This is a genomic window from Aureibaculum flavum (assembly GCF_016406085.1).
Lineage (GTDB): Bacteria > Bacteroidota > Bacteroidia > Flavobacteriales > Flavobacteriaceae > Aureibaculum > Aureibaculum flavum.
On record NZ_JAEHFJ010000013.1, the window covers coordinates 73,007 to 87,366 of the forward strand.

Here is a 14,360-nt window from a genome sequence, read left to right on the forward strand (position 1 = left end):
TTAGCATACTGAACTTCTTCTTTACCTACCAATTACACCTCACCTGGTTTCCCTATATATAATCCTGAAAATAATTTCAATACTGATACTACCAACAACAACATAAGTGCATACACCCAACTTCCTGTAAAATCAAAAATACTAGCAAAAATAAAAGGCCCTGTGGCGGCAATTATATACCCAATTGATTGTGCCATACCAGATAATTCAGTTGCCGATGCAGTGTTATGCGATCGCAAAACGATAAAGAGTAATGACAACCCAAAAGAACCACCTAATACGAATCCAATTAAAGAAACCCAAATAGCAACGCCACCAAATTGAGGTAACATAAGTCCAATAATTCCAATGATTTCCATAATAATCAACACCCAAACAATACTCCGTTGATCTTTTCTTTTACCTGCAATAATGGGTACAATTAATGAAGCTAAAATTCCAGTTGCTTGCGATAAAGAAAGCATCCAACCTGCATAATCAGGATCAAAACCTCTACTAATTAAAATAGCCGGTAACCAAGCTAAAATTACATAAAAGGTTAATGATTGTAACCCCATGAAAATGGCGACTTGCCAAGCCAATCTAGATTTGGTGAGTGATTTCATCGCTTTTATAAAATCATTCTTTATGGGAGGCCTTTTTAATCTGTTAACTTGTGGGAACCAAATGATTGCCGCTAAAAAAGCCAAGAGTGCCCAAACCACTAGTGATCCTCTCCAGCCTACCCCCTTTATATGCGTCAGCGGTACACTTACACCTGCGGCCAATGAAGCACCTACAGCCATTACTGCAGAATACAAACTGGTAACTAACCCTGACTTTTCAGAAAAATTACGTTTTGTTATACCCGGCAATAATACGTTACCAAAAGCAATGGAAATTCCAAATAGTAGTGTTCCGAAATAAAGAAAAAAATTGCCTTCAATGTACCGTACCAAAATTCCGATTATTAAGAGTATCATGGCTCCAAATAAGGTTTTACCAATACCAAAACGATTTGTAAACAAAGGCGTAAGCATTGAAATGACACCAAAAGCAATAAGAGGTAACGTGGTTAATAAACCTAACATCGCATTTGAAAGACCTGTAGCCAATTTAATATCATCAACTAAGGGACCAACTCCAGCAATAGCGGGACGTAAATTTAGTGCAATACACAAAATACCTATTAACAATAAAATATTGGTTGATTTTGATGTAGTATTCATTGAATCTGTCATTGACATAGTATTCTAAAAAATAGAAGTGCGAAAGTATTAAACCTAATCGACAATTAATCATTCATTTCTGCATAACTATCAAAACCACTTTTAAGATTTTTTTAACAAAACTTTAAACTAAATATTTAGTTCACTGAAATGAATTTACGTTTATTTGTTTTTCAATCCATTATCAACCCAATAATGAAAAATCTTATTACCTGCATAGTATTCCTATGCACTGTCGCTATTTTTGCCCAATCTAAACCTTATCAAATTTCAGGAACTATTGTATCCGAAACCGACAATACGCCACTTGAATCTGCCACTGTATATTTAGAGCGAGCAAAAGATAGTACTCTTGTTACGTACACTATTACAGATGAAAATGGAAATTTTAAATTAGAAGGAAAATCGTCTTGGAAAAAATTCAGAATTAACGTTTCATTTATTGGATCTAAAACGTATACTAAACTAATTAACTATCAAAATACTCCAATAAATTTGCAAACTATTAAATTAGCGGATGCCAATTTATTAGATGAAGTGCTTATAAAATCTAGATCGCCAATTACTATAAAAAAGGATACTTTAGAATTTAACGTGAGTTCTTTTAAAACCAAAAAAGATGCTAATGTTGAAGATGTATTAAAAGAATTACCGGGTGTAGAAGTTGATGAAAATGGAAAAATAACAGTGAATGGAAAAGAGGTAAGCAAAATACTAGTGAATGGTAAACCCTTTTTTGGTGATGACCCAACTATTACCACAAGGAGTTTAACTAAAGATATCATTGAAAAAATTCAAATTACAGATACGAAAACAAAATCGCAAGCCTTTACAGGAGAGGAAAGTACCGGTGATGATAAGACTATAAATTTAACCATATCCAAAGAAAATAATAAGGGTATTTTTGGACGTGTTTCAGCAGGTGGTGGTACTGACAAACGCTGGGAAGGTGCCGGTATGTTTAATTATTTTAATAACGATAGGAGAATTAGTGTACTAGCAGGTGGTAATAATATTAACTCATTAGGCTTTAGTTTTGGAGAAATTGAAAAAATGTTTGGAGGTGGAAATACTTCTTACCGGATGGGACCAGGCGGACAAACATCCTTTTCAATAGGTGGAAGATCTTTTGGAGGTGGTCAAGGAATTACAACTTCTAAAAATACCGGATTTAACTATGCTGATAAAATCGGAAAAAAGATAGATATATCTACTGACTACTTTTACTCTAACAGTAATTCAGATGATAAAAGTTCTAAAGAAAGGGAAAATATTTTACCCGATGAAAGGTATTTTACGCGTTCAGAATCCACATCATCCAATCAATCAGAAAATCATAAAGCAAATCTAGAATTTGAAATAAATATTGATACTACATTATACATCAACATTCAACCATCAATTGGGTATTCAACAAACAAAAGAGAATATGATGAATACGAAAATTCAAGTGATGATAATAGTGTTTTAACGAATGAATCTACTACAGAATCTTTCGTCGAAAGCACCGCTAAAAGTTTTGAAAATGAATTCAGTATTACCAAAAAATTCGGCAATAAAGGTTCGTTTCTAAAGTTTGAATTAAACAACGAATTTCGCTCTAATACAAGCGAAGACTTTCTAAATTCTCAAACTGAAATTTATGGAAACACACCTGAAACGATAACGAGAGATCAGTACACTGATGGTAAAAATGACAATAATAGTTTTGATACAGACCTTACATTTCGAATACCCATAATAGGTAAAGAATTCTATATCGATTTACAACATGAGTATAGCAGAGATAAAAATGAGAATATTAAAAGTACGTATGACTTTAACGATACTGCACAAGATTTTACAGATTTTAATACTGATTTAAGCACAAACTATGAATATCTAAACAAAACGAGCGATCAAGGTGTTCGATTAAATTATAGAAAAGATAAAATTTATTTTAATTTGAGAGGTTCTCATGTATATCGAGTGTTGGAAAATAAAGACGTTTTAAGACCAGAGCTTGATTTAAAAAGAAATTTCAACACCTTTTCAGCTTCATCACGATTTAGATATCAATTCAGTTCTAAAAAATCATTTGGATTTCGTTATAGCTTAAGAAGTAGAGTACCTCAGCTAAGTCAATTACAACCCTTTACAGACATCTCAAATCCGTTAAATATTAGAATAGGAAATCCGAATCTAGTTCCATCTAACGAACATAGTATCAATATGAATTTTAATAGTTTTGATTTTCAAAAAGGATCTGGATTTTACAGCTATTTATGGTCAGGTTTAACTAATAATCAAGTTATTGCCAAAACCACAATTGATGAAAATTTTTTAAGGTCAACTACCTACGCCAATGTTAACGGCACCTATCAATTAGGTATTGGTAGTGGTTTTAACAAATCGATAAAAATAGATTCTGTAAAAACGATTAAACTTCGATTAGGCCTAAATGTGAATACAAATAAAAATATAAATTTTAATAATGAAGTAAAATATGCTTCTAAAAATACAACTATTACACCTAATATGTCTCTTACATTTGAATGGAAAGACCTTTTCGAAATAAGACCTAATTATCGTTTGTCTTTTGCTAACAACACTTTTGATATTGATCAATTTAATGACACAAAATTTGTAACGCATTGGTTAGGTATTGAAACAACTACAACCATACCTAAACAATTGGAATGGAATAATAACATAACCTATACTTACAATCCTAATATTGCTGATGGTTTTCAGAAAAGTGCTTGGTTTTGGAACTCTACAGTATCTTATTCTATTATGAAAGATAAGGGTATGATTAGTTTAAAAGCTTACGATTTACTAAATCAGAACACCAATGCAAGAAGATTTACCAATGAAAACTACATTGAAGATTCACAGAGTACTGTTTTACAACAATACTTTATGATTGGGTTTAGTTACAAATTTAATACACTTGGCAAAGCAGGTGAAGTAAGAAAAGGTCGGAGATTTAGACGATTCTAGATTTTATTTACCTAAAAATTGCATTAAGCTCAGCTTCTGTAAATTCTGATCCACTCTTTGATTTCTGGTTACGAAGTTCCTTTATTTTCTCAAGACTTAAAGAACTTGGTTTTTTAGTAAAAGCACTGGTTATATAATTAATAATATCATGTAGATCGTTGTCAGAAATATTCGTGTTATCAATTAAGCCAGGCATTGTGCCATTAAAATTATAAACGGTATTATGAATAGTAACAGGTCCTTCTAATCCATGAAGTAAAACAAGTCCCAATTTTTCCATACTTGACTTCAAATACTCTGAATCTAATAGCGGCGGAGCTAATCCTTCAATCCCTTCACCACCAGAACTATGACAAGCAGCACAAATTTGACGATACAAATTGGCTCCATTTGTCCGTGCATCTTTTGTTGGGCCTATTTTAACATACAATACATTCGGCTTTTTATTTTCAAACTGTTTTATATTCTTGGTTAATACCTCCGCTAATAAAGTATTTTTAATATTCTCCTTTTCAATCAATTCCTCTTGCAAATCAACAGTAGCGTCAGAAAACCCACTGACCAATACTTCTTGAAAAATTTTGTGGTTTTTATATTTTGCAGATAACATTTCAATAAAAGGTAAAAATGCTTCTTTATTTAAAGTAGCCCAATTGCCAATTACAGCACTTAAATAAAAGTCAATCGTAATGCTATTTTTACCAATTAGCTCTTTGAAGACCAGAGAAACAGCATTTGTATTTTCTTTCGTAACATAATCTTCTAATAAAATAACAGCATGTGCACCAACCTCACTATTTCCATTTTTAGCGATATCTACAAGTGCTTCAAAACTTAAGGCATCTAAACCCTGTAATGCATACATGGCGTGAAGCTGAGCCAATGGAGATTGTACTTCTTGCACCAACTCATTCAATAAGTTTATAATTCTCTTATCTCCTTTTAAAATAATTAATTGTTGAGCTCTATCTCTTAACCAGCCGTTTTCACTTTTTAATAAATTCACCAATGCTTCATTTGATAAACCATTTAAATCAGGCAATATTTTGTTTTTCACTCCAGTCTTTGAAACTTTTAAAATACGTCCAAAATCAACTAATGAGTCTAACTTTTCTTCTTTAGATTTCTTTTTTAAATATGGGCTTAAGTACACGTGATGTTGTATAACACCTCGGTGCATATCTACAATGTACATATTTCCATCAGGTCCATTACTTAAATTAACAGGTCTAAACCCTTCATCAGTTGATGCTAAAAACTCTTTATCTTGGTATGCCTGATTGGCCTCCGTATATACACCATTAAAAGTTAAAATATTTCTTTTCACCAGATTGGCAGCCGGTTCACAAACAAAAACATTCTGGTTATAATTATCAGAAAAATTATTACCACGATATACTAAAGGTCCACAAGCCGCAGTGAAATGAACAAGTAGACTGTCCTTATCTAAAACTCCTTTTACATAACCACGATTTACGGGTGTTGGATATAATGGATATACTCGTTGATTATCTGTCAACACTTTATTTAGCCCTTCTTTTGGGGTATAAAATTTATTTCTAATTAACAAATTTGGCAATACATAATCACCTAATAGCTGCCGTGAATTATCATTAAAATAAAGTCGTCCGAAATCATCTTTTGTAATGCCCCATTGCCCACGAAAAGATGTTGGTTCTTTTATCCATTTACCATGTTTTTTCTGATATCTAAAATTAGATTTAGCACTATAAATCCAATTGTCAATATTCATTATTAAACCATTAGGTTGATGTTCTGGATTTCCATCAGGAGCGTATAGTGAATCAACTAGTATTTTATTTTTTAGTTGATCATTCTCAATTTCAGCAAACCATAAATTAGGCGGTTCAGCATATAATAACCCACCATAAACTAAAGCTAATGCCCTTGGCATAACTAAACTATCTAGAACAATTTTAGCATGATCAGCTACGCCATCATTATCTAAATCTTCTAAAATTTTAATAGAAGCAATAGGGTCCGTTTCTCCATTCATAAATCCAGGCATATCCACCACCCAAATACGACCCTTATTGTCAAAATCAATAGCAACAGGAGCGTCTAACAAGGGTTCAGAAGCTACTAATTCTAAAGTAAAGCCTTCCTCTATTTTATAATCATCTAATGCGATAACTGGTTCCTCAAATACAGGTTTACAACTTAATAAAACAAGACAGAAAACAAGACAGGATAAAAATTTCATTTATTAAACAGGGTGAGTTAATGGGAATTTTACAATTGTAATACAAATTAATAGAAATACTTTGACTTATACGATAATGTAGCGTCTAAATTTGGACGGACACCCCTAAAGTCCCGTCAAAGGGACAATCGTAATCGATTATATTTTGAATAAACTCAACCTACTTTAAGTTCTTATAAACTAAGTTCATTGTTTTTATGAATTCTAATTGCGAAAATTATCACCTAGAGGGGACCTCAGGAGTGTTTTATCTTGTGATTTAATATTATGGAGAAATTAAAACGAAATCACCAAACCCTGTTTAGCAATATTAAACCCTTTATTTTGAACCAACTTCTGAGCATCACTCCCTTCAATTAATAATGGATTTGTATGGTTAAAATGAATAAAAAAGACTTTCATTTTGTCGCCTTCAGATAGGTTTTCAAACAATGCCAGACTTTCTTCAACAAAAGGATGTGGCACTTCGCTCATATCTCTGTTAATTTCTCCTTCTTTAAAAAAGGTGGCATCTACTATGGCGAGGTCAACTTCTTTAATATAATCTGTTATTTTTCTATTCCATTTTTCCCACTTATCAATATCAGGAATATAGAGTGCCTTTTTATGCTGATTCTTAATAATAAAACCAACCGTTTCAGAAAACTCATCACGATGTGGAACTTGAATAGGTTGTACTGAAATTCTACTATTCAATATAATAATGGAGTCTTTCTGCAAGGGTTTTACATCAATATTTTCGAGCTCTATTAATTGACTCCAAGGTCCATTTTCTGTCAAAAACTGTTGCATTTTCGGCATTGCAAAAACGGGCATTTTTATCGCTCCAAGAGCTTCTCTACCTAAGAACATTAACCCTGTATAATGCCCAATATGAGCATGAGTTAAAAAGATGCCATCAGGCAAGGGTTTATCCTTTACATATCTTGATAAAAGTTTAGTTTGGGCAGTAAAATCGGGTGTAGCATCAAAAATCCAACTTTCATTTGAAATGGGATCAACAACAGCTATAGAACTCACAAATCTTTTTAATTCTGGGTTTAGACTTACCCGATTGCAGCATTCTTTTTGACAAGCAATTTGAGGGTAACCGGCATCTTGAGCATTACCTAATACTAAAATATAAGGATTATTTGATTTCGCTGGAACTGTAGACTTTTCATCAACTTTATCCTTACAGGAAAAAAGAGTAATCAAAATAATTACAGATATGATACCTTTTTTCATAAATTACATTGTAACAATTCGTTTCTTACCAACTACCGCCAGCACCACCACCGCCGAAACCGCCACCGCCGCCAAAGCCACCAAAACCACCACCACTAGAGCCACCGCCAAAGCCACCGCCTCCAAAGCTGCCACCACCAAATCCACCTCGGCCAGCACGACTTAAAATAATAGCTTCTAATATTGATTGCGTAGCTCCATTTCGTTTATTCCCACCATTTCCGCCATTTCGTTTATTTCGACCAGAAAGTATAATTAGCAAAACAATAACAAAAATGATAATAAATACAACAGGAATGCCATCTCCTCCATCACTCTTCGGAGTACCTTTATATTCACCATTGAGGATTTGCATAATTGCAGAAGTAGCTCTATCTAATCCCTCATAATAATTTCCTTGTTTAAATTGAGGCGTTATAATCTGCTCTACAATTCTTTTGGAAAGTGCATCCGTTAATAAATGCTCCACTCCATAACCTGTAGCAATCCACAATTTTCTATCATCTTTTGCAACTAGAACAACAACCCCATTATCCTTTCCTTTACCTCCAATTTCCCATTTATGCCCTAAATTTATTGCATACATAGCAACATCTTCTCCATAAGTGCTATTTATAATCATCACCAATATCTCTGTTGAAGTGGTGTCATTATAGATTTTCAACTTATCGTATAATACTTGTTTTTCATTACTTGACAGTGTATTTGTACTATCAATAACAGGAGGAATAAATGATGGTTTCGGAGGAATATCGGTTTGCGAATATGAGTTGTCAATTACAACAAATATAAAAATACATGTAATTAAAAAAAGTAACTGTTTTTTCTGAATTATTCGCATATTCTTCTTGTGGAGAATAAAAATTATTGAACCTGCAATATACTAAAAAGTACGCACATTATTAGCGTATTTAGCTCAACTCTATTAAGTGAAAATTGTATTTCATAAAAATAACAATTACTTTTATAATCTTTATAACTAACCGACACCATGAAAAAATTTACCCTACTTGCATTCTTTATTTCTGCATTGCTAAATGCACAACAATTAGATTTAGAAAAACTAAAAAGCATGAAACCTCGTAATATTGGCCCAGCCGGTATGAGTGGTCGTATTACTTCAATTGATGCTGTACATAGTAATCCTGATATTATCTATGTTGGAGCTGCATCTGGTGGCGTTTGGAAATCGGAAAGTGGTGGTATTGACTGGAAACCCATTTTTGACAAACAACCTATTCAAGATATTGGTGCCATTGCTATTCAACAGAGTAATACAGATGTTATTTGGGTTGGAACCGGAGAAGGGAATCCAAGAAATAGCCTAAATGGCGGCTATGGAATTTACAAAAGCCTTGATGCTGGAGTTACCTGGAAACTTATGGGGTTAGAAAAAACGCGGAATATCCATAGAATAATTATTGACAAAGACAATCCCAATACTGTTTATGTAGCGGCTATCGGATCTCCTTGGGGTGAGCATCCTGAGCGTGGTGTTTTTAAAACTACAGATGGTGGTAAGACATGGACAAAATCACTTTTTGTAAATAATAAAACAGGGGCTGCCGATTTGGTAGTTGATGCTAATAACCCTAATAAATTAATTGCAGCCATGTGGGAACACAGACGTAAACCATGGACTTTTAATTCAGGTGGTGAAGGCTCGGGATTATATATCACCTATGATGGTGGTGAAAATTGGACAAAAAAAACAGATAAAGACGGACTTCCAGAAGGCAATTTAGGCCGTATTGGATTGGCCATTTCTCAGAGCAACCCGAAAGTTGTTTATGCCTTAATAGAATCGAAGAAAAATGCCTTGTACAAATCAGAAGATGGGGGTATTAAATGGAAAAAAATAAATGACAAACCTGAAATTGGCAATCGTCCTTTTTATTATTCCGATTTGTTTGTAGATTCTAAAAATGAAAACAGATTGTACACGGTCTATACCTATGTTAATGTAAGTGATGATGGCGGAAAATCATTCAACGAATTAATGCCTGCATATAATTCAGATGCAGGTATCCATCCCGATCATCATGCATGGTATATCAATCCTAACGACCCTAGTTTTATGATTGATGGTAATGATGGTGGTTTAAACATAACGCGAGATAAAGGTAAAACTTGGCGTTTTGTAGAAAATCTACCTGTTGGGCAGTTTTATCATATCAATTACGATATGGATTATCCGTACAACCTTTACGGCGGTATGCAAGATAACGGTTCATGGATTGGACCAGCATACGTATTAAAAGCTCAAGGAATTAGAAATTCATATTGGCAAGAATTGATGTTTGGCGATGGTTTTGATGTAATTCCCGACCCAAAAAATTCTCGCTACGGGTACGGAATGTCTCAACAAGGTTCTGTGGGTCGATATGATAGATTAACTGGAAATACGAAAATGATTCGTCCTACGCATCCTGATCCTAATGTAAAACTTCGATTTAATTGGAACTCAGCAATTGCTATGGATCCATTTGATAGCGAAACCTTATATTTTGGAAGTCAATTCGTACATAAAACCACCAATAAAGGGCATGAATGGGATGTTATTTCTCCAGATTTAACAACCAATGATCCTGAAAAGCAAAAACAACACGAAAGTGGTGGAATTACGATGGACGCCACCGGAGCTGAAAATCATACTACTATTTTAGCCATAACCCCAAGTACTTTAGAGAAAGGATTACTTTGGGTGGGCACCGATGATGGACAAATACAACTGACCAGAAATGGTGGTGAAACATGGACTAATGTCACGCCAATAAAACATAAAAAATTCCCAAAAGAAAGCTGGGTCACTCAAATTAAAGCTTCTACATTTAATGCTGGTGAAGCGTATGCGGTTATCAATAATTATAGAAATTTTGATTTTAAACCTTATTTATTCAGAACCAAAGATTATGGCAAAACTTGGGAAAGTTTGTTAGATAATCAAGAGGAGACGTTTGGGTATTCTCTAGCCTTAATTCAAGACCCAATAGAAAAGAAATTAATATTTCTTGGTACAGAAAACGGATTGTATGTAAGTTTAGATGAGGCCAACACATGGACCAAATGGACCAACGATTACCCGAGTGTCTCCACCATGGATTTAGGTATCCACCCTCGTGAACACGATTTAGTTATTGCCACTTTTGGTCGTTCTATGTATGTGTTAGATGACATTAGACCTTTACGTGCATTAGCTAAAGAAGGCAGTCAAATTTTAAATGACCCATTAAAAGTTTATGATTCGCCCGATGCATTTATCAACCTCATCCAACAACCATCAGGTACTCGTTTTGGTGGTAACGCAATATTTAATGGAGAAAACAGATCACTGAGAGGAGCAAAAATTAATTATAGTATTAACAAACCAACGGACACTGCAAAAAGTAAAAAATCAGATTCCATTACGTTGAATGTCTATAATTCTAAAAATGAATTGATAAGAACACTAAAACAAAAAGCACCAAAAGAAAGTGGACTGCAAAAAGCGAGTTGGAATTTAGATGAAAAAGGTGTTAGAGGTCCTTCTAGAAAAATAGCCAAAAAAAATGGTCCTGAACCCCGAGGTGTAGGTGTTTTACCTGGCAATTACAAAATAGTAATTCATTATAGAAACGAGAAAGACTCTACGAGCATAAAAGTCGCCTACGACCCACGTATAGAAATGCCATATGATGTTTTAAAAAGTAAATATGACTTACAAAAACAATTAGAAAAACAGATGGAACGAACAGGGAAAGCAATTGCTCAACTGAACCAATCTAAAGAAATTGCAACTACATATAAAAAGCAGTTTAAAGATATAGATGCCAAAAAATTTAAAGAAGTCATTAAAAAAAGTGATTCTATTGTTACGTCTATTAATAATCTGATTGATGCTATGATAGGCAAAGAAGACAAGCGACAAGGTATTACACGAAACCCAGAACCAACCCCAATGAACTTTTTAAGTACCGCCAGAAGATATATGGGAAGTTTACAAGAAAAGCCAGGAAAAACGCAACTACAATTGATAAAAAATGCAGATGAAAAAGTTGATGAAGTAATGAAAAAAATAGATGATTTCTTTGCGACTGAATGGCCAGCATATAGAAAGGAAATTGAGGGAATTGATTTTTCATTGTTTAAAGATTAAGTTTTGTTGATAGAAAACTTTCTAATAAAAAAAATACGTTATTAGCATATCATTAAAATCTGATTGTTTTATAATTACACACCATCAATAAAAAAATGAATGAACTTATTAGAAATTAAAATACTCCAAACGTCAATCGCAATAGTACTATTTTTTCTGCTCCGATTGCTAATGAATAAGCTCATTGAGAGAACTGTTTCTAAAAATGTTTTACAAAAAACGAGAGGTAAGATCATTAAAAAGATTGTTTTTATTGTACTTGTAACAATTACAATCATTTTTGTGCTTACCGTTTGGGGTATTGATCAGGCTGAGCTATTTTTATTTATGGCTTCTGTATTAACAGTTATTGGGATAGCACTATTTGCTCAATGGTCACATTTATCAAATCTAACTTCAGGTCTGATTATCTTTTTCAATCATTCAGCTAAATTAGATGACACGATTATCATCATTGATAAAGACTTTGAGATAGAAGGAAGAATAAGTGATATTGGGCTTTTTTTTATTAAATTAAAAACAAAAGAAGGGGAAGAAGTTTTATTACCCAATAATGTATTCTTACAAAAGATGATAAAAAAGAAAATCACTTAGTTCACATATTTCCTAAAATTCTCAATATTTTCTGAGCTACCTTGTATGTATAACAAGTCATTTTGGTAAATTTTCTGGTCAGGACGGATATCATCTATAATGGTACCATCATGAGATATTGCCAAAATACTAATCCCATATTTCGCTCTAATATTAGCTTCTTTTATTGTTTTACCATTAATTTTACTACCATCACAAGTTACCGTTACACAGGTTATATTAAAGTCAGGTATTTGAGCATTAATAAAAGTCTTAGGCAGTTTTTTCTTCATTTGAAAAATGTCATAATTATTAGAACGCACATAATCAACAAGATTATCAATGGTACTTTCTGGCACTAAAAAGTTATGCATTACCCTTGAAAATATTTCAATTGACGTCTCAAATTCTTCAGGTATTACATCATCAGCACCTAAGGCTAATAATTCGCTAATTTCTCGCACATATCGTGTCCGTACTAAAATATGAACTGACTTTGAAATAGACCGTATATTTTTAATTACTATTTTGGTGTCCTCTTTATCGGCAATTGCTATAACAACTGATCGTGCTTTTACAATATTTACAGTATCTAAAATATGAGGTAACGAACCATCTCCAAAAATAATAGGAATACCCTCTTCTTTGGCTTTTTTAACTTTTGCCGCATCCATTTCAATAACCACATAGGGTATATTAGCATATTTTGCTGCTTTCGCTAAATTTGAACCATTGATTCCATACCCAATAATTATTAAATGATTTGTCATATCATTATCTATAACACTTTCATTGTCTTGTTGCCCAACAAGATTTTTATCCATTCTTTTACCCCATTTCGTCTTTAAAATTCCATTTGCAAACCTATGGGAAAACATAATTACAAAAGGGGTTAAAATCATCGATATAATAGACACTGATAAAAAATACTGATTCGTCTCTACACTTAATAGATTGTATTGCACTCCAACTTTAGACAGAATAAAAGCAAATTCCCCAATTTGAAACAATGATAAAGCCGTAAGTATAACCGTTTTTGGCGGATATCTTAACACAGCAACCGCAACCGTAATAGCAAAGGTTTTTATTGCAAATACTATTGCTACAAGTAATAGGACAATTCCGATATGATTCAGAAAAAAGGTAACGTCTAACAGCATACCAATTGAGATAAAAAAGATACTGGTAAACAATTCTCTAAATGGTAAAATAATACTGGTTGCCTGATGCGAATATTCAGATTCTGAGATAATTAATCCCGCTAAAAAGGCACCTAAAGCTAAGGATAAGCCTGCTTCTGAAGTTAAATAAGCTACTGCAAAACAAATGGTAATTGTCGTTAATAAAAATAGTTCTTTACTTTTTGTTTTTGCTACTTCAAACATCAATTTAGGTACAATATATCTTGCACTTACTATAGTTACAAGTACTACAATTATTGATTTTACAACTAAAGTAATCACACTCATAGTTACATTTTCAGAAGCTCCTGATAATATAGGCGTCACTAACATCATGGGTACCACAATGATATCTTGAAATATAAGTATGGCCAAAGCATTACGACCGTGGGCCGTCTTCATTTCGTTCCTATCTTGTAATATTTTTAAAACAATTGCAGTACTGGAAAGTGAAAATAGAAATCCTACAAAAACAGCTTCTTCAATCGTATTTCCTAAAAAGTAATAGGCAAGTCCGGAAATTAGAATGGTGAGTCCCACCTGTAATGAACCTCCAATAAAAACCGTATTTTTAATAGATGCCAATTGTTTTAATGAAAGCTCCATACCAATCACGAACATCAATAAAATAACCCCAATTTCTGAAATCACTTCAATTTGATCACTAGCGGCTATTAAGCTAAATCCGTGAGGACCAATAATAATTCCTGTAATTAAAAAACCTAAGATAGAAGGCAGTTTTAAGCGTTGTAATAGAAAAACAATCAGAATAGAAAACCCTAATAGAATTACAAAGTCTTGTAAAAGTGGTAAATGCATAATAAGTATGG

At 33.2% G+C, this 14,360-nt stretch carries 8 protein-coding genes; 3 read left to right on the forward strand and 5 right to left on the reverse strand.

Features of this window, described 5'->3' with window-relative positions:
• Nucleotides 1-32 precede the first annotated feature (32 nt).
• Nucleotides 33-1,220, reverse strand: a complete 1,188-nt coding sequence (locus JBL43_RS18515) for a CynX/NimT family MFS transporter (RefSeq protein WP_233098830.1) — start codon at nt 1,218-1,220, stop codon at nt 33-35.
• Nucleotides 1,221-1,403: 183 nt separating this feature from the next.
• On the opposite strand from JBL43_RS18515, the gene JBL43_RS18520 reads away from it, so the two are divergent.
• Complete coding sequence (locus JBL43_RS18520) at nt 1,404-4,190, forward strand: outer membrane beta-barrel protein (RefSeq protein WP_198842853.1); 2,787 nt, start codon at nt 1,404-1,406, stop codon at nt 4,188-4,190.
• A gap of 7 nt (nt 4,191-4,197) precedes the next feature.
• Here JBL43_RS18520 and JBL43_RS18525 read toward each other — a convergent pair whose 3' ends face one another.
• From JBL43_RS18525 to JBL43_RS18535, 3 genes are all read right to left on the reverse strand, one after another.
• Nucleotides 4,198-6,414 carry a DUF7133 domain-containing protein gene (locus tag JBL43_RS18525; protein WP_198842854.1) on the reverse strand — a complete coding sequence of 739 codons (2,217 nt, stop codon included), beginning with the start codon at nt 6,412-6,414 and terminating at the stop codon, nt 4,198-4,200.
• Between the two features lie 276 nt (nt 6,415-6,690).
• A complete protein-coding gene (locus tag JBL43_RS18530; RefSeq protein WP_198842855.1) occupies nt 6,691-7,641 on the reverse strand; it encodes an MBL fold metallo-hydrolase in 951 nt (316 codons plus the stop codon).
• Between the two features lie 25 nt (nt 7,642-7,666).
• Nucleotides 7,667-8,482, reverse strand: a complete 816-nt coding sequence (locus JBL43_RS18535; protein ID WP_198842856.1) for a TPM domain-containing protein — start codon at nt 8,480-8,482, stop codon at nt 7,667-7,669.
• 150 nt (nt 8,483-8,632) lie between these two features.
• Here JBL43_RS18535 and JBL43_RS18540 point away from each other — a divergent pair, with 150 nt between their 5' ends.
• Together JBL43_RS18540 and JBL43_RS18545 are read left to right on the forward strand one after the other, a co-directional pair.
• Nucleotides 8,633-11,776 (forward strand): WD40/YVTN/BNR-like repeat-containing protein, encoded by a 3,144-nt coding sequence (locus JBL43_RS18540; protein ID WP_198842857.1) that lies wholly within the window; start codon nt 8,633-8,635, stop codon nt 11,774-11,776.
• A gap of 99 nt (nt 11,777-11,875) precedes the next feature.
• A complete protein-coding gene (locus JBL43_RS18545; RefSeq protein WP_198842858.1) occupies nt 11,876-12,370 on the forward strand; it encodes a mechanosensitive ion channel domain-containing protein in 495 nt (164 codons plus the stop codon).
• Here the strand turns inward: JBL43_RS18545 and JBL43_RS18550 are convergent.
• A complete protein-coding gene (locus JBL43_RS18550; RefSeq protein WP_198842859.1) occupies nt 12,367-14,349 on the reverse strand; it encodes a monovalent cation:proton antiporter family protein in 1,983 nt (660 codons plus the stop codon). The two genes, JBL43_RS18545 and JBL43_RS18550, sit on opposite strands and share 4 nt — an antisense overlap.
• Between the last annotated feature and the right edge of the window lie 11 nt (nt 14,350-14,360).

Coding starts and splice junctions, on each gene's coding strand:
- JBL43_RS18515 (WP_233098830.1), bottom strand. CDS start 1,220: ATGACAGATTCAATGAATACTACATCAAAATCAACCAATATTTTATTG.
- JBL43_RS18520 (WP_198842853.1), top strand. CDS start 1,404: ATGAAAAATCTTATTACCTGCATAGTATTCCTATGCACTGTCGCTATT.
- JBL43_RS18525 (WP_198842854.1), bottom strand. CDS start 6,414: ATGAAATTTTTATCCTGTCTTGTTTTCTGTCTTGTTTTATTAAGTTGT.
- JBL43_RS18530 (WP_198842855.1), bottom strand. CDS start 7,641: ATGAAAAAAGGTATCATATCTGTAATTATTTTGATTACTCTTTTTTCC.
- JBL43_RS18535 (WP_198842856.1), bottom strand. CDS start 8,482: ATGCGAATAATTCAGAAAAAACAGTTACTTTTTTTAATTACATGTATT.
- JBL43_RS18540 (WP_198842857.1), top strand. CDS start 8,633: ATGAAAAAATTTACCCTACTTGCATTCTTTATTTCTGCATTGCTAAAT.
- JBL43_RS18545 (WP_198842858.1), top strand. CDS start 11,876: ATGAACTTATTAGAAATTAAAATACTCCAAACGTCAATCGCAATAGTA.
- JBL43_RS18550 (WP_198842859.1), bottom strand. CDS start 14,349: ATGCATTTACCACTTTTACAAGACTTTGTAATTCTATTAGGGTTTTCT.